Source organism: Shewanella sp. SR44-4 (assembly GCF_014163715.1).
GTDB lineage: Bacteria > Pseudomonadota > Gammaproteobacteria > Enterobacterales > Shewanellaceae > Shewanella.
Map to the genome: position 1 here is coordinate 1 of NZ_JACJDU010000053.1, position 17,977 is coordinate 17,977.

Annotated in this window: 15 protein-coding genes; 1 reads left to right on the plus strand and 14 read right to left on the minus strand. The window is 41.5% G+C overall.

The features are described from left to right. Window positions 1-76 precede the first annotated feature (76 nt). The 9 genes from H5125_RS18575 to H5125_RS18615 form a co-directional block, all read right to left on the minus strand. Window positions 77-1,312, minus strand: a complete 1,236-nt coding sequence (locus H5125_RS18575; RefSeq protein ID WP_310734200.1) for a hypothetical protein — start codon at window positions 1,310-1,312, stop codon at window positions 77-79. Between the two features lie 53 nt (window positions 1,313-1,365). After that, entirely contained in the window at window positions 1,366-3,699 is a 2,334-nt protein-coding gene (locus tag H5125_RS18580; protein ID WP_101086744.1) for an EAL domain-containing protein, read from the minus strand. A 2-nt stretch (window positions 3,700-3,701) separates the two neighbouring features. Then, complete coding sequence (locus H5125_RS18585) at window positions 3,702-4,376, minus strand: hypothetical protein (RefSeq protein WP_254439824.1); 675 nt, start codon at window positions 4,374-4,376, stop codon at window positions 3,702-3,704. Between the two features lie 256 nt (window positions 4,377-4,632). Then, window positions 4,633-6,078 (minus strand): methyl-accepting chemotaxis protein, encoded by a 1,446-nt coding sequence (locus H5125_RS18590; protein WP_182744980.1) that lies wholly within the window; start codon window positions 6,076-6,078, stop codon window positions 4,633-4,635. A 258-nt stretch (window positions 6,079-6,336) separates the two neighbouring features. Next, complete coding sequence (locus H5125_RS18595; protein ID WP_182744981.1) at window positions 6,337-8,580, minus strand: molybdopterin cofactor-binding domain-containing protein; 2,244 nt, start codon at window positions 8,578-8,580, stop codon at window positions 6,337-6,339. A gap of 2 nt (window positions 8,581-8,582) precedes the next feature. Then, window positions 8,583-9,035, minus strand: coding sequence for a (2Fe-2S)-binding protein (locus tag H5125_RS18600; protein ID WP_101086741.1), 453 nt, complete (start codon window positions 9,033-9,035; stop codon window positions 8,583-8,585). A 2-nt stretch (window positions 9,036-9,037) separates the two neighbouring features. Then, complete coding sequence (locus H5125_RS18605) at window positions 9,038-9,646, minus strand: nucleotidyltransferase family protein (RefSeq protein ID WP_182744982.1); 609 nt, start codon at window positions 9,644-9,646, stop codon at window positions 9,038-9,040. Window positions 9,647-9,667: 21 nt separating this feature from the next. Further along, window positions 9,668-10,690, minus strand: a complete 1,023-nt coding sequence (locus H5125_RS18610; RefSeq protein ID WP_182744983.1) for an XdhC family protein — start codon at window positions 10,688-10,690, stop codon at window positions 9,668-9,670. 123 nt (window positions 10,691-10,813) lie between these two features. Further along, complete coding sequence (locus H5125_RS18615; protein ID WP_182744984.1) at window positions 10,814-11,458, minus strand: MBL fold metallo-hydrolase; 645 nt, start codon at window positions 11,456-11,458, stop codon at window positions 10,814-10,816. A 276-nt stretch (window positions 11,459-11,734) separates the two neighbouring features. Here H5125_RS18615 and H5125_RS18620 point away from each other — a divergent pair, with 276 nt between their 5' ends. Further along, complete coding sequence (locus H5125_RS18620) at window positions 11,735-13,024, plus strand: alpha/beta fold hydrolase (protein ID WP_182744985.1); 1,290 nt, start codon at window positions 11,735-11,737, stop codon at window positions 13,022-13,024. 111 nt (window positions 13,025-13,135) lie between these two features. Here the strand turns inward: H5125_RS18620 and H5125_RS18625 are convergent, their stop codons facing one another. The 5 genes from H5125_RS18625 to H5125_RS18645 all read right to left on the minus strand — a co-directional run bounded on the left by H5125_RS18625 (window position 13,136) and on the right by H5125_RS18645 (window position 17,877). Next, window positions 13,136-13,792, minus strand: coding sequence for a nitroreductase family protein (locus tag H5125_RS18625; RefSeq protein ID WP_182744986.1), 657 nt, complete (start codon window positions 13,790-13,792; stop codon window positions 13,136-13,138). Between the two features lie 293 nt (window positions 13,793-14,085). Then, complete coding sequence (locus tag H5125_RS18630; RefSeq protein WP_182744987.1) at window positions 14,086-14,631, minus strand: thioredoxin family protein; 546 nt, start codon at window positions 14,629-14,631, stop codon at window positions 14,086-14,088. A 222-nt stretch (window positions 14,632-14,853) separates the two neighbouring features. Beyond that, window positions 14,854-16,323 (minus strand): ATP-binding cassette domain-containing protein, encoded by a 1,470-nt coding sequence (locus H5125_RS18635; RefSeq protein WP_182744988.1) that lies wholly within the window; start codon window positions 16,321-16,323, stop codon window positions 14,854-14,856. A gap of 158 nt (window positions 16,324-16,481) precedes the next feature. Then, a complete protein-coding gene (locus H5125_RS18640) occupies window positions 16,482-16,772 on the minus strand; it encodes a putative quinol monooxygenase (RefSeq protein WP_182744989.1) in 291 nt (96 codons plus the stop codon). A gap of 79 nt (window positions 16,773-16,851) precedes the next feature. Beyond that, the gene (locus tag H5125_RS18645; RefSeq protein WP_101086732.1) at window positions 16,852-17,877 is read right to left on the minus strand and encodes a zinc-binding alcohol dehydrogenase family protein; all 1,026 of its coding nucleotides are present in this window, start codon (window positions 17,875-17,877) and stop codon (window positions 16,852-16,854) included. Between the last annotated feature and the right edge of the window lie 100 nt (window positions 17,878-17,977).

A 17,977-nucleotide genomic window follows, 5' to 3' on the forward strand; every position in this document is an offset into this window, starting at 1 on the left:
CTAACTTTGTCTTGCTAACTTTGTCTTGCTAACTTTGTCTTGCTAACTTTATTGAATTAACTTGCAGTAGGCTTAACTAAAAAAAGTAACGGCTAGACACTTGCCATTGTTGCTCAAGCAGTTCGACCGATTCATTAAGATACGCTCTAGCAGGACGAGTTGAATCAACAGCATTGTATTCAAATTGGATAAACCACGGTCTATCGAGTTGATATTGATACGCAAGGGTCAATGATTGGCCATCTTCATTATTATTATCTTCAGGAGTAAGATCATTATCGGTAACAGAAAAGTCTTCAACTCTTAAACTTAATCTGTGCTTGTCCCAACGTTTACTCAATAACACGTAACCCGATTGAAAATCATTATCGACCACAGGATAACCATCAGTGTTGGTCATTAAGGTGGTTCCTTGCATAAATTGACTGATTAAACTGACACCAAAAGGCAAACGCCATTTTGCGCCAACATGACCAAACTGGGTCAACCACACATATTGACCTTGCTTAACAATATGCGTATTGGCGTTATTATCATAGTAACCCGCTTGAATACTGCCTTTATTACGCCAAGTCCACTTTGCGAGTACATGCCCACCGATACGGTCGTCAAGTTCAGTAAAAGGGTCTGAGTTAGCGGCTTGGGCCTCTAACATACCCCCCTCTTCCATTGCAGGAATGGCAGCGATGGGAATGGTTTCTTGCACTAATGTTTGTCTTGAGGTTTGAGTCCAACCGTGCCAAGCCAGCATCGCGCCGGTGGTATCGTTAAACATAAAGGCTTCTGCAGTTAACGAAAAATCATGCTCTGATTGCCGATATTTCCCTAATGATTCAACCGTTGTCGACAGGCCAATATGCCTAACCTCTTCGGCCAGCCAACTATTCATGGTTGAATAGTTTAAGGTGAAAGGTGATGCCCATGCGGTAGCAACATTTTCTAACGATATTTGCGGATACATCAAGCCAAACTGAACATCAAACCGAATACCTTGCTCACTCGGAATATCCCGATAACGTAAAATGGCTTCAGTGATACCTAACCCATTATTGATACCATCAACATATCCATTCGCCACAATACGACTCGACCAGGCATCGCCCCATTGGCTGTGATAACTTAACCCCAGTTGTGATAAGGCTAAGTGCGCGCCATAATTAACGCCAAACTTGCCCAATCCACCATCCAAATAAGAATCGATGCTATCGGCATAACCAACACGGACATCTATCACGCCACTGAAATCATGCTCAACATCTGCATGACCAATCACGTCATTATCCAATGGTTCGGCATAAATACTGCTACTCACACACAGTAAGCAACACACTATCCTTGTACGTAAGCCGCAAATAATCAATTCTCCTACAGGTAATCAGATTGCCCTAACCAGTCATTAAACTGTTGTTCAGGCAATGGTCGCGACAAATAAAAGCCTTGGCCCATTTCGCAGTTTAGATTGGTTAACCATTCTAAAGTAGCCTTGTCTTCAATGCCTTCGGCAACCACTTTAAGGCCTAAATTATGAGCTAATTGTAACGTCGATTGCACAATGATTTGGTCTGCTTCATTTTCAAGTAACTTTTGCACAAACGACTTATCAATTTTAAGTTCATCGACCGGCAGCTGTTTCAATTGTGCCAATGAAGAATAGCCAGTGCCATAGTCATCTATTGATAACGTGAGTCCATTTTGACGCAATAACGTGAGCTGTTTTATTGCCAGCTCGGGATCAGATACCACCGCATCTTCAGTTATTTCTAACGTCATCGCGGTAACAGGTACATTATGCTCAGCGAGGGCATTAATGACCCAGTGGCAAAATTGCTCGTCTTTTAAATTTTCAGCCGAAATATTTACTGCTATACACATATCAATGCCCAGTAATTGCCAACGATGATATTGAGCCATAGCTTCGGTAATCACCCAGCGGGTCAATGCATCCATTTGCATGGTTTTTTCAGCGATAGGAATAAACGTATCCGGTGGAATAATGCCTCTAGCGGGATGATCCCAGCGAACTAACGCTTCAACATGGGTAATTTTTTGTTTGGCTAAGTTTAATTTTGGTTGGTAGTAAAGCACTAACTGATTTTGCTCAATCGCCACTTTAAGCTCGTTAATGAGTTGAAAACGTTCAATGCTATTTTTATCGATATTGGCATCGTAGATTTGATAATCACGCTTATTTATTTTAGCGTGCTGCAAAGCCGTGTCAGCTTGTCTTAGCAGGGTAACAATATCTACGTTTGGCTGATAAAAACTGACACCAGCAGTAAACTGCAAATGTAACATTACATCTTGATAGTGATAATCTTGGCCAATCTGATCTTGGAGCTTTTTGAGAAGCACATCGAACGATTGATGTTCACAATGCTTAAATGCTAAAACAAACTCATCACCCGACAATCGATAAGCTAAGGCATCGGGATTAACCTCACATAAACGTTTAGCCACTTCTTTAATTACTTCATCACCTACAGCGTGACCTAAGGTGACATTAATTTCAGTCATACGGCGAATATTAATTAAACACAGACCCATGGTTGACCCCGATACTAACCAAGGTTCAATCATGCGCTGTAATTCATTACGATTGCCTAAATTGGTTAATGGGTCATGATAGGCTTGATGAGCAATGGCTTTTTCTCGTTGTAGAATAGCTTGCTGCATCGAGGTAAATTCATTGGCTAATTGCTGTAGCTCAATACTGGAATCGACACTCACATTAGAATCATAATTACCTTGTGCGATAAAACGTGCCTGGGCAATTAACTGTGTAATAGGTCGAGTGATACTGCCCGATATCCAAAACGCCAACAGTAAGGACACCGGTAACATCATGACTAACACCGCAACTTGTTGTAACCACTGAGACTCTATTGATGCCAATAAATCAGAGCGTGATTTATACATATAGGCATGTAGAGACTGACCATCGACTTCACCTAAAGATTGCTTCCAGAGAATATAATCGTGGTTGGTTTTCTCTTCAATGATATAACGCGATAATAATGAGCTTTCATCTTCAGGCAACGACAGACCTGAATGACCAATTTCAGTGACTTTACTTTCAGTTGTTAACATAAAACCGCTGTTTAAGCCGGTGAGCTTCTGCAACGAATTAGCTAAGGTATCATCGATAAGAAACCCAAAACCCACCCAACCGATAACGCTATTACCGCCACTAGTGAGTGGTGAAAACTTAATTTGATACAGTTTATTATCTAATAAATAGAATGGACTTAGTGTTTCAAATTCAGAACCTAACTTGTATCGAAACACCTCGTTCTGCTCCGAGCCCAGAGCAACGGCTTCACGACCTAATTCACCTTGTGAAGCCACCAGCTGGCCAATAACTTTACCTTCAGCAGACACCGCCATTGCTAAAGATGCATTAATCCGACTGCGATGATTATTTAACGCCACTAGAAAACTACGATTATCGCCATCAATAAAGATATCTTTTAAACCAAAATCCTTTGCGGCCGTCGCGGCAAATGCAGCCAAATAATAATTTCGGTTATCATATTGCGACTCGAAAACTAAACTCGCTACTTCAAGTTGATTGGCCACATACTGTTGCTCTAACCTTTGATTAGATTGATACGTTAACCAAAAAGACAAACTCAGTACGGCAATGATTAGCAATACAAAAAAAGCAAAAATCCGAGTTTGCAACCGATTAAAAAATAGCAATACTAGTATCCTTCTAAAAATTCAAATTCATCTAAACTTTGCTGGCTGGGAATATTATCAAATTCTGCCTGTAAGGTGATAGTCATAGCGTTATCTCTAGGGAAATGAACAGTTTTCACTTGCTGATTATCAGGCATTTTTAGCTGTGGATGCCACACAACCAGCTTGAAGTCATCAGCAGGTAAATCCGCAAATGCTACTATCCCTTCTAAATTGGTCACAGCATAATATGGGGTGTCGACCACCAATAAATGTCCAGACATCCAGTCATGAACATTGCAGCCCATAGACACATGCCCTGTTTGCTCAAATCTCAATATTTGCTGTTGTTGCTGATGACGAAGTTTGAATGAAAAACGCTTCGGCCCTAATGCAGAAAAAATATGATGAGTAATATCATCTTCATTGACAAAAGCCACATCATTGCCTTTTTGTACAACAGTAATATAGGGAGAAAACTGCTTATCTTTTTGATGAACTTCAGCTTTTGGCGGAGCAACGGTGGTAACAATATTGGCAGGGTCGCTGGGGAGTAAATACACCACCATGTTTTGTGCTGGTTGGCCTTGGGCGTTTAACACCGCAATACTCTGAGGTGCTGCGATCGCGGCAGAGGTACTCAATAATACACAGCTTAAGGTCAGCGCTATAACAACGCGCGTAGAGATAATAATCATTTATACTCCTAATGATGTTTGCCTAATAACACAATAAAGCGCCGCAATAAGGTAGCGATGACACATACACCATGCTATTCACAAATATCTAATAGTGTAATGCGACTAACTCAAGTGGTGTTCGACGACTAATTAGAGTCAATACACTTAAATCACCACTTAACAACTTAGTAACAGACCAGATACCTTAGTACTTTATTTCAAGCTAATCAAAAATATATCAACGATCTCCTCTTTAATGATAAGGCTGTAAGCGCTAGATTTTATATTGACTTAAAATCGCAGCTAAGCCTTTAGACGATTGATTCAAATCTTTAGCTAATACACCAGCTTGTTTGGAAGTACTGCGAATCGTTTCCGATTGATGACGAATTTGATTAAGTTGTGAGGCGATATCCCTCGCAGACATGCTTTGTTGTTCCGCGGATGCGGCTATTTGGCTGCTCATATCGAACACCGCATTAATAGACTCAGCCATATGAGTAATATCATCACCGACCGCCTTAATGCTAGCACTCCCTTGGTCTGCTTCAGCAACAATCACATTGGTAATACTGGTCAGTTTTTTAGAACCTTGTTGCAACCCTTCAATCATGTTTTGAATTTCTACGGTGGCTTTTTGGGTACGCCCCGCAAGGGTTCGCACTTCGTCCGCCACCACAGCAAAACCACGACCTTGCTCCCCGGCACGCGCCGCTTCAATGGCAGCATTTAATGCCAATAAATTGGTTTGTTCAGAAATACTATCAATGGTAGTAACAGCATCATTAATTTGGGTTGCATCGCGGGAGAGCTGCTCGACAGATGAAAACGCTTCAGCGATACGCTCAGACAAATAGCTAATACGTTTGACGGCATCGTTAATCTTACTTTGGCTTTGATCCATTTGCGTTGCATTTTGCTTAGTATTTAATGATGTATCACTCGCGTGATGTGACACATCGGCTATGGCGGCCGTCATTTGATCCATGGCGTGTGCCACTGAGTCTAAAAAGTGATGTTGCTGATCAATCAGCTCGTCGTTGGTACTGGCTTGATGATTAAACTCGTTAGCGGCAACAGCCAAGGTTTCAGCATTACTGCGGATAGCACTGACCATTTCACTCATATTATCGGCGCAACGATCAATATCTTTGGCGATTAAACTGAAGTCGTCTGTACCAAAAAAGTTTAACCTCATGGTTAAATCACCGTCAGCTAGACGCTTGATTGCCATGTACATTTCCCATAAACCTCCCCCTAATGAGGTTGAGATCCAGTAACTCAACTGAAATAAGGGTAATAAACCCACCAATGCGATTATTAACATAAAACTAGTTTGGCTTAACGGCTCTTGTTCCGACGGTTGTACATTTTGACTCATCGTTAAAAATTGGTTGCCCACACTCGCCGATGCCGTCACTACATCGCCGCTACGTAACGTATTGTCGCGCCCAGATAACTGCAATTGATTTTCTTGGGCAAATTGCTTAAGGGCATCATTTGCTAAACCTTGATTATTAGCAACCGAAGCATAACTTTCAATACTTGCTTTAACACGTTGTAACGATGTTTGTTCAATTAAGTCGTTTGTTTGTTGGTAATTCATTAGCGCTACAACACTGGTGATCAATGCCACAAGTGAACACACCACCCAAAATTTTCCATTTAGGCTCAATTTAATCAAGATTGCATCAATTTTTCTAAACTGGATTTGCTTCATATAAGCTTCCTAAGGCAATTGGCCATTATCTCAACAGTGAGAACAAAACGACATAAACGAATAACACCCACACAAACGCCAATTAATATTATAGAAGAGTCTGATTATTCAGATTCAATTACTATTCAATAACCAACATTTTTAAATTTTTTGTTTGCACACAATAATAATGCCTAAGTGCGCATACACTTAGGCATTTGGCTTATTTATTATCGGCTTAAGATAATAAAACTTAAGTGCTATAGCTCACGAAAATGGCTAGATCGATAAAAACTTATTAAGCGGTAAATCGCGATATCTGATCCCCGTGGCCGCAAAAATTGCATTGGTTAAACTCGGTGCAACAGGCGGTACGCCTGGCTCACCAACACCGGCAGGTTTTGCCGTAGACTCAATAATATAGGTCTCAATATCAGGGCATTGAGGTAAACGCAATAACGGATAATCATGGAAGTTAGATTGTTCAACCTTGCCATCTTTAAAGCTGATTTCGCCCATCATGGCTAAACTTAACCCAAAAATGATTGCGCCTTCTAGTTGTGATTTAACCCGATCAGGATTAACCACTCTACCGGCGTCAATCACCGCTATGGATTTCAATACTTTAAGCTGTTTATCCACCACTTCAACTAATGTTGCTACCGCAACATAGCTAACAAAACTGCGATGAACAGCCATACCCCAACCTTGGTTTTCAGCCGCTTTAGGCGCATCTGCCATTACCGCTTCTAACTTATCTAACACCTTATGATAACGGCCCACATCAACGGGATGATCCGCTAACTCCTCACCGTAATTACCATAAGTAAAAGCTTGATTTTCAAACGGCTCAATTCGAGATGGACCTAATAAATCACGCCACATTTGCACACAGGGTTTGTTAGCATTTACCGCTATTTCGTCGACAAAACTGCCAATACCAAAAGCATGTTGAATATTACATACTGATCGCATCCAACCTATACGAGTGTGTGCAGGAGCTTTAACGGCTTCAAGTTGGATATTTTTAAGGGCTAGCGGTACATCGCTAAAACCTAAATCAAGTTCGCCAGCTGAAGGATATTCAACACCTTCGGCAAATGTTGAACTAATTGAAGGGAAACCAGTACGCGCTAACAATGCTGTCGGCATCTTATTGCTGTCTAATGCAACTTGATACATCTGTGCACTGATCGCATGGTAATAACCGTTTTGAATTTCGTCTTCTCGACTCCAGCAGACTTTGATCGGCTTATTGAGTTTTTGCGATAAAATAGCGGCTTCAACACTAAAGTCCGGCTTAGATTTACGTCCAAAACCACCGCCCAACAAAGTCACATTAACCGTAACTTGCTCTTCTTTAAGCCCTAACGCACCTGCCACATTTTGCTGGGTACTTTGTGGTGTTTGGCTCGAAGCCCACAACTCGCAACCTTCAGCCGTCACATTCGCCGTTGCTACTGGCGGCTCCATCATTGCATGAGTTAAATACGGAACGGTATAAACGGCCTTAACCGTAGAAGCTTGTGGCCAATCAGTAACAGACTCACCTAATTGACGCATCACTTTACCCGGTTGGTTAACTCGCTCGACCAAGCCTTGCAAATATGTCTCTGAGTCATGACTATCATTAATCGATTTAGACCAGGTAATGGTTAACGCTTTACGTGCTTCAATTGCACTCCAGCTGTTTGTTGCAATCACGGCAACCCCACCTAGAGCTTGGAATAATGGCGCACCTTTAGGCACTGGCAAAGTAATAATATCAACCACCCCAGCAATCTTACGGGCTTTTGCATCATCAACACTAACCACATCACTGCCTAACACTGGCGGACGAGTGATACTGGCATACAACATTCCATCGAGTTTAATATCATATCCGTATATTGCTTTACCCGTTAGCATCGCATCCATGTCGACAATGGTGTGGGATTGACCGATATGAGTGAATTCACTTTCGGGCTTGAGCACAACCGAATCTAACTCTGGCATCGCTAATGTCGCTGCAACTAGTGCTAACTCACCGTAAGTAAGACTCTTTTTACTGCCTTTGTGATGGACTTTATGAGCTTTAGCGTACACTTCAGTCACTGGAACTTGCCATATTTGTGCTGCGGCTTGTTCAAGCATGGTTCTGGCGGTTGCGCCCATTTGGCGCATACGTTGATAATGCTTACGGATACTGCGGCTACCATCGGTATTTTGGCTGCCGTAACGTTTATCTGCTAAACCTTGAACCACGACAACCTTATCCCAATCAGCTTCCAATTCATCAGCTAAAATTTGTGGTATGCCCGTTCGGATCCCTTGTCCCATCTCAGAGCGATGACAGGTCAAATACACCTTATTATCTTCCCCAATGGCCACAAACAAGTTCATCATTGCTTGCTTGTCTTGAGCTAACGCCATTGGGCTCCAACTTAAGCCTGTTGCGCCTAACGCTAATCCACCACCGACTGCACCAAATATCTTTAATACGTTACGACGACTAATATTTTCAACTGCTGTGAATGTGGTCATGATCACGCCTCCGAAGCCGATTGAATAGCGGCTTTTATCCGTGGATAAGTCCCACAACGACAAATATTACCCGACATGGCATCGGCTATTTGTGTTTCAGTAGGTTTGGGCGTCGAGGTTAATAACGCAGCAGCAGACATTAACTGCCCCGCCTGACAATAACCACATTGCGGTACATTATGTTCTAACCAAGCTTGCTTTAACTTTTCAGCCTCAAGACCTTCAATAGTGGTAACTTGCTTGCCTTGTACTTGTTTTAAACTGGTTAAACACCCGCGCATAGGACTACCGTCAACATGAATAGTGCATGCCCCACAAAGCCCTGCGCCACAACCAAATTTGGTGCCAGTTAGGCCTAATATGTCACGCAATGCCCAAAGAACGGGCATATTAGGGTCTGCATCGAGGGTGAAATCCTTTCCATTTACCATCAGTTTTTGTGTTGGGGTTGTCATAATTAATCCTTATTATCTAACCAACGAGCTAAGTCAGCTGGTGTATCAATATCAAATTGCGCTTGTTCCATCTGAACAACGTTCAAGCTATTATTTTTATCATGTTGTTTTAAAATGCTTTTAGCACCTTTATCGCCATCAATCGACATCAAAACATTAATATCTTCAGCTAAAAAAATAGCTGGAACACCCACATTTTGCAGGTAAAAAGCGCAAGTAGTTAAGTTATTACGAATATAGGCTTCTATCAATTGCAAATACTCTGTTTCTTGCAAAGCCACTTGGTCGGCTAATACGATTAACATTGCATCTGCTTGTTGGCTTTGAGCATAACGCCCTGCAAGTTTTACCGAGCTTGATAAGCCTAACTGCCAATTATCATTGATGAGCCGATGATGATCCGCAGTGATCGCCAATACTTCATCCGTTTGATGTGCACCTAACATTACCACCGCTGGGGCGATACCCACTGCGGTGGTGACGCGATCGAGAGTCTGCAGGCAATGCTCAAGTAAGCTTAGCTCGCCTTGCACTTTGGCGACAATTTTAGCACCGTTAAAACGACTGCTAGCGCCAGCGGCTAAGATTACAGTAACAATTTTAGGCTTCATGAATGCATGTACTCTGAGAGTTTATGACAACATCACCGTATCAAGGCTGGTTAACTGACTTTGATACAGCACGCCATGGCATTGGGATAATATACTGAGCCCAACCGAACCAGGCAGCTCGCCGCCTAATGCTAACCCTGCAGGTGCCGAAAAATAGCCACTAAAATCATCGACACTGAGTTCAGCCATGCTCAACACCTTGTCACGACGATGGGTAGGACCCAATAACGAAATATAAGCCAAAGGTATGGTTTGGAGTACCTGTAATGTTTTAGCATCAATTTGTAAATTATGGCTCATCACAAAGGCGGCATCTAAACTAGCCAAAAGTGTTGTAGACACTTCTGCTGTTGGTTTCTTGATGATCTGACATCCAGGAAAATCATAAGTACGCGCATAAGCAGTACGTTCATCAAACACACTGACTTTCCAACCAAGTGTTTGCGCCATTTGTGCAATAGGTTGTGCATCTAAGCCACCACCAAAAATACCAATGTGTACTGGTGGTCTAACTGGAATATGCAACACAGTAGTATCTTGATCGACTACTGCGCGAGTTTTACTCTTGAGAGTGACAGATGTTGATAGCTCGGCGCCTTGTTCGACAAAGTGACCACTTAGTTTATTGACCGGCGTGCCATCTGCAACAACATCAATTTGATACACACCTGCATGACCACGCATTAAGGCGTCATGGACACTCACCAAACCAAGATAATTGTTCGATTTATTTAACGACACCATCATGATATTAACAATACCACCACAGCCCAGCTGATAACTGGTATCAGACTCATCGGTTGCGTCATAGGTTAACTGAATAACTTGCTGAGTTTGAATCGCACGTTGGGCGTGACGACGTAAATCCGCCTCAAGACAACCACCACTTAACATCCCTAGGCTTTTACCCATTGGATGAAATAGCATTATGGCGCCAGGTTTGCGGTAAGAAGACCCTTGTACTTGGGTAAGAACGGCGAGTACCCAGTCTTCTTGATAAGAAGGTAACCAGGTATCGAGTAAATCAACGAGGTGTTGAACCATGTTGGCTGTCCATCATTTGTAAACGCATTATCTTAAGCTAACAGACTGCGTTTACAATGCAAAGAATCAATAGTTTCAACTTATTAATAAATAACCTCAATGACCTGATCACATAACAATTTGTTAATCAAATAACTGATCGGCAACAAAAGGGTTATGTTGTCGCTCATCAGCGAACGTCGACATAGGCCCATGACCGGGAATAAAACTGACATTGAGCCCTAATGGCCATAATTTGGTGGTAATGGAGTGAAGTAAATCTTGATGATTAGATTGCGGAAAATCAGTTCGACCAATTGAGCCTCTAAAAAGCACATCGCCAACCCAAGCTAAATTAGCCATTTTATCATAAAAAACAATGTGTCCGGGTGTATGCCCTGGACAATGCAACACCTGTAAATGTTGTTCTCCCACACTCACTTCATCACCTTCATTAAGGTACTGAGTCGGCTCAAAAGCTTCAGCGCGTGGAAAACCAAAGTTTTGACTTTGTTTAACTAAATTTTCTAACCAAAATTTATCCGCTATGTGCGGGCCTATAATCGGAATAGCTAATTTTTTGGCTAATTCAGCTGCTCCACCAACATGATCTATATGACCATGGGTTAATAATATTTGTTCAACACTTAACCCTAACTTAGCCACCTCAGCTAAAATTCGGTCAATATTGCCACCAGGATCAACAACCGCAGCCTTTAAGGTCTTTTCGCACCATATAACACTACAATTTTGCTGAAAAGGCGTTACGGGGATGATTTGATACTTCATCGACAACCTCGTTCTTTATGATCATTCGGTTAATTATCAGTTAATTTTACCTAGGCAGATTTGATCTAGATACCTATTTAATGTGATTTCCATCGAGTTACCGATTGTTAATCGTTAAGATGGCTCATAAAATAGTACCATTCGCGCCTAAATAAGTGCCCAAACACCGTATGAGTCAAACCATATAGATGCGCCTCTAACACCAAAAAATAGCACCGGTACATCAGAGTTTGAAAAAATTTGCTGTACCATTAATCAACACTGAATAGGCATTATATGCACACAGAACTCACCTTAGCAGACATTGTTGCTCGTAAGCACTTTTTCTCCGTGCCGTTAGACTATCAACAAAGTCCAAGTAAACAGATTACAGTTTTCGCTCGGGAAATTGTCAGCGTTGAGAACCAACATAAAAAGTTGCCTTATTTAGTGTTTTTTCAAGGTGGGCCAGGATTTGGTGCCGTCAGACCGATCAGCAATAACGGTTGGATAAAACGTGCGTTAACTGAATATAGAGTATTATTACTCGATCAACGGGGCACCGGACTATCAAGCCCAGTTAATGCCACCAGCTTAAGCTACATGAGTTCAACAGACCAAGCGGACTACCTAAGCTTTTTCCGTGCAGACAATATTGTTCGAGATGCGGAGTATATTCGCGCAAAATTATCGCCAGACCAACCTTGGAGTATTTTAGGCCAAAGTTTTGGTGGGTTTTGTGTATTGCATTATTTGTCTGCTGCGCCAGAAGGCCTAAAAGAGGCATACATTACTGGTGGTATTCCTTCACTAGACCGCCCTGCCGAAGAGGTTTATCAAGCCACTTATCAACGTGTCATCGCTAAAAACAATGACTTTTTCAAGCGTTTTAGTGATGCACGCACCTTAGTCGATGACTTAGCAAAATACCTTTACGAAAACAAAGTCTACTTAGCCACTGGCGAGCAACTCACGGTCGAAATGTTGCAGTTGTTAGGCATTAATATCGGTATGGAACAAGGCCCTGAAGCGGTTTACTATCTGCTTGAGCAAGCCTTAATTGAAACGCCGCATGGTATCGACATTAATCCACTGTTTTTACATCAGTTCAGTCAATTTCTCGACTATAACACCAACCCTATTTTTGCATTAATGCATGAGTCTATTTATTGTCAGCAACAAGCATCAGCTTGGGCCGCACACAGAGTACGAGCACAATACAGCCAATTTAACTATCGTCCTGACAAACCATTATTGTTCACTGGCGAAATGGTCTATCCGTGGATGTTTGCCCAATTTGAACAACTCATTCCACTGCAACAAGCCGCTGAACTTATCGCAGCGAAAAAAGACTGGCCTGCGTTATATGACCTAGAGAAACTGGCGAATAATAAAGTCCCGGTTGCAGCCGCGATATACAGCGAAGATATGTTTGTCGAAATGCAATACAGTTTAGAAACCACTAAAAAAGTGGCTAACCTTAAGTACTGGCTCACATCAGAATATGAGCACAATGGTATTCGTATGGACGGCGAACGCGTACTCGATAAATTGATAAGCCTCAATCGTGGCCACTGTTTGCGCTAGTGACTCAATACTGGTCAACGTGTTCAGCTTCAGTAACTTAAAAAAGGGGCATAAGATTACTCTTATGCCCCTTTTTCATTAATATCAGTCGCGTAAATAGCGACTTATCAATTATAAAACCTGTAATACTAGCTCAATGTTTAAACGAGATTTTGGTAACTTGGCGTTGTAGTCTTCATCTGAATGATGATAACCAAATGCTAATGCAACTTCACACACATAACCGTCCAACTCTTTAGCAAATATTTGGCCTAGCATTTCACTATCAACACCTTCCATTGGCGTAGAGTCGATACCAAGACGCGCTAGCGTATGCATAGTGTTACCTAATGCTAAATAGGTTTGTGACTTAGTCCAAGCCGCATTGTTACCCGCTTCATCAGTGTTTAAGTCAACAAATGCGTATCCACCAAATGCAGCTTCGCGATCTTCAGGCTTAGTACGGCCATCAATAATGCCTTGATCTACCACTTTGGCATAATCTTCACGGGTATACTTAGGGTTATATGCAAACAATATAGTATGTGAAGCCGTTTTAGCATGCGGTTGATTAAACTGAAACTTATTAGCATAAGAGTCATGTAAACGTTGCTTGGCTTCGTCACTTTCAATCACGATAAACTTCCATGGTTGAGAGTTAATTGATGACGGCGATAACACCATAGCGTCATAAATCACGGCTAAATCTTCTTTTGGCACGCGTTGAGTCGCATCGTAGCGTTTGGCGGTGTAGCGTTTTTCTAAATCAGCAATAATGGCATTGGTCATGTGATATCTCGATTTTACAATCATTAAAAGGACTGGCAGTTAACGACATTGATTAATGCTGTTGATTAATATCATCGAGTAACTAGCCTTGTTAGTCACAACTATTTGTCGTAAATAACATCTAAAACTCAAACTAAACTCAAACTAAACTCAAAAAAACAAAATACAAATTAACAATAAATACAATTAGTTAACAACACAGTTAACTTGAAACTTTCTTTGCATTATTATGGTGCTTAAAAACAATTTCTCAAGGTTTATAGCGCACTAAATTTATAGCCAACTGAACGGGCTTATCGCCATTTAATAGAGCAACCCATGCTGGCTGTTTGTTGTTTAGGACCTTTGCCTATTGCAGCAATCATTTGCATGGCTTGTAGTAGTTCAGGTTCTCTGTTCGGCGCATCTTGCAAACGCGCATCATCTAACCGGCCACGATATTGCAATTCACCAAGATGATTAAGACCAAAAAAGTCAGGGGTGCACACAGCACCATATTGCTTAGCCACTTGCTGATCTTCATCCACTAAATAAGCAAATTCAAAGCCATGTTGCTTGGCAAAACGCAGCATATTTTGTGGCGAGTCAGCCTCAACATCATGATAATCATTAGACATGACCGCTAACACATTGATGCCTTCAGCCATTAATTGCTTTGTATCCGCAGCTAAACGCGTCGCAACGGCTTTAACATAAGGACAATGATTACAAATAAACATAATTAATAAGCCCTTTTCTCCTAAGTGCTCACTCATGGTAAAAGCATTACCATTGGCATCTTTCAAGGTGAAATCTGGGGCTTTCCAGCCATAATCGCAAATGGGTGTATCAAGTAGCATCAGTTTCCTTAAGCGTGTCGCTGTATGTCTATAGCCCTATTACAGCTCAATTCACTCAATATTCAAGGCTATCGGCGTTAATGTGGTTATGATATACAAAAGTTTAATCGCCATATACAGCATAATAATTGAAACATTATCAATTATTATTAGAAAATAAACTCACAAACAAAAATAGCCAACCTAAGTTAGCTATTTAGAGACTCTTTAAACACGATGGAATTACCCCTGAGAAACCACCGCCCGATAACCATCTTGGTTTTCATCTTGCACAAACTCAATATAATGCTGAATACTGTCTAGGCTATCTTCTTGATAATGCGAGACATACAACAATTGACTTAAGTGTTCTTTGGCAATGAGTTCAAGGGCATTTTTAATCAGTCGGCGTCCCAAATAATCCAAACCTTGATAAGGCTCATCGAGGATCAATAAGGTGGGTTGTTTCACTATGGCGCGAGCAATGAGTAATAAGCGTTGTTGGCCATATTCTAATTGTCGAAAAGCGGTTTTACTTAAATGGCCCATGTGTAAAATGGCCAACCATTCTGTAGCGACAGATATTTGTTGTGCCGTCGGTTTTTGGTACAAACCAATAGAATCATAAAAGCCAGAAACAATCACATCCAGTGCACTGCAATTAACCCGGTATTGAAGATGTAATGCCGAAGACACCATACCGATGTGTTTTTTAATTTCCCAAATACTTTCGCCAGAACCTCTTTTGTTACCAAAAATATCAATGTCATTACTGTAACATTGTGGATGGTCACCAAAAATAAGCCCAAGCAAAGTACTCTTACCACAGCCATTAGGCCCTTTGACCTGCCAATGCACGCCATTATCAATACGCCAGTTCACACCCGAGAAAATCACTTTATCGCTGTAAGCCACTCGTCCATTGTTTAACTGAAAAACCGGGTTAGCAAATAATGGCTTGTGTCTGTGCCGACGAATAAGCGCCAATATATCATCACTTTGTTGACCCGCTTGCGCCGTTAACTGGGCAATTACAGGATGGTTGTCCCACTGTGATTTGGTCATCATAGTGTCTAATTTACCATGACTAAACATAGCAACATGTTCAATCCAATCTGGCATATCTTCTTCACGCGACACCACGACCAGTATCTGTTTGGTTTGAGATAATTGTTGTAAATATTCCGTCAGGGTCTGTCTGTGCGCAACATCAAGGCCTGCATAAGGTTCGTCGAGCACTAAAAAAGGCACTTGGGTTGCTACTGCACGGGCAAGCATGACTCTGCGCCCTTCACCGGTAGACAATTGAGCAAAAGGACTTAAGCTTAAATGCGTTAAATCTAATTGCTGCAGCAATTGATGGGTTAAGTCATTGTCATGGCATTGATTAAAAACAACCCCAAACACGGTCGTTTTAGGATCGGTATATCCCAGTGACTCACTATCATCTTGCTCTAAAATAGCTTCAAGCAGTGATTGTTGCTCAAGCAATGACACTAATGCCACACAAGCTGGCGTGACACCGGTAATATCGCCACTATATGTTAAGGTTTGTGCATCAACTTGCTGGGTTAATAACTGACCAAGTAATGCACCGACATCACCTTCGGTGCTAAATACCCCCCAAGATTGTTGTGATTCAATCACCCAATCATCAATATCGACTGTGACACTCGATGAACAACACTGCAACTGCGTAAATCTGATTTCCATCTTGCCACTTATCCTAATATTTAACCTGAACTAGGTTTAATCAAGTCGATTTATCACTTGAGTGTCTCATAAGAGACTAAAAAAAATCGACAAAAAAGCAGAACATTTTATGTTCTGCTTTTGGATGTCATTCAATTGAATCGCCAACTTGAATAAAACTAGTCGATAACGGTCATTTCATTCAACGTAAATTCATCAACAGCGCCTTGAGTTGCAGCCACAAAATCGGCTAAATGTTGATTTTCCATATGCACACGCCATAATTCACGTGTCTGCCAAGTCTCATAAAACATAAAGTGAGCAGAGTTATCATTGTCTCGGTGTAATTCATAGCTAATACACCCTTCTTCAGCGCGTGTAACGTCAATCAGCTTCAGTAACTCAGTTTTCACCAATTCAATTTTGTCCGCTTTGGCTTTAATATTGGCTACAATCGTTAAATGTGACATGTTGATTCCTGTTCGATAATCTAAGTGTTCGATAATATAAGTATTTAACATTACTCAATAATATAATTTAAGGTCTTAATTAAAACCCTTCTAACACAATTTTACCAATCGCACGGCCAGCTTCTAACGCCTCATGTGCAGCACGAAGATTTGCAGCATTTATTGCGCCCATGTGCTGGCCTAACGTAGTTTGAATAAAACCTTGGTCGACAAGATCCGCTACTCGGTTAAGTAAACGTCCCTGCTCATCCATATCGACTGCGTTAAACATCGAACGAGCAAACATAAACTCCCAATGTAATGACAAACTCTTTAGCTTTAATTTAGTCACATCAAGCGCAACTGGATCGTCAATCATCGCAATCTTACCAAACGGTGCTAATAACTCTGTGTAACTGTCAAAATAAGTATCGGTGCTGTTTAGACTCGCAACATGAGTAACAGGGCCAATGTTTAATGCCGCTATTTGCGCAACAAGCGGTTTAGTGTGGTCGACAACATAGTCCGCACCCAATTTCTTAACCCACTCACTTGAACTGGCACGTGATGCGGTACCAATAATGGTTGCACCCGTAATGGCTTTAGCCAATTGTACAAATATAGAACCCACACCACCCGCTGCGCCAACAACCAAAATCACTTCGTTTGATTTCTCTACAGCGCCAGGGCTTTGCTGCTTAATCGATAAATGTTCAAACAACAATTCCCATGCTGTTATCGCCGTTAAAGGTAGTGCAGCAGCTTCTGCATTCGATAAACTCTTAGGCTTCATGCCCACTAAGCGTTCATCTACTAACTGATATTCAGCGTTACTTCCTGTGCGAGTAATATCACCAGCATAGTACACCACATCACCCGGTTTAAATTGACTTGCCTTATCACCCGTTGCAATGACTTCGCCAACCGCGTCCCAACCAATCACTTTTACTTCACCGTCTGCCGGTGGCATGTTTAAGCGCACTTTATAATCGGCAGGGTTAACGGCAATGGCACTCACTTTAATCAATAAATCACGGCCTGTTGCAATGGGTTGATCCAATGTCACATCGATTAAAGATTCTGGGTTCGAAATTTCAAGAGACTGTTTATATCCAATAGCTTTCATAAGATTGTTCCTGTGATATATAAAATAAGGTTGCTCAAACTTGATGAAGCTATATTAGTGCTTGTTTTATCTCCCATAAACAGCATAATAATTGAAACAT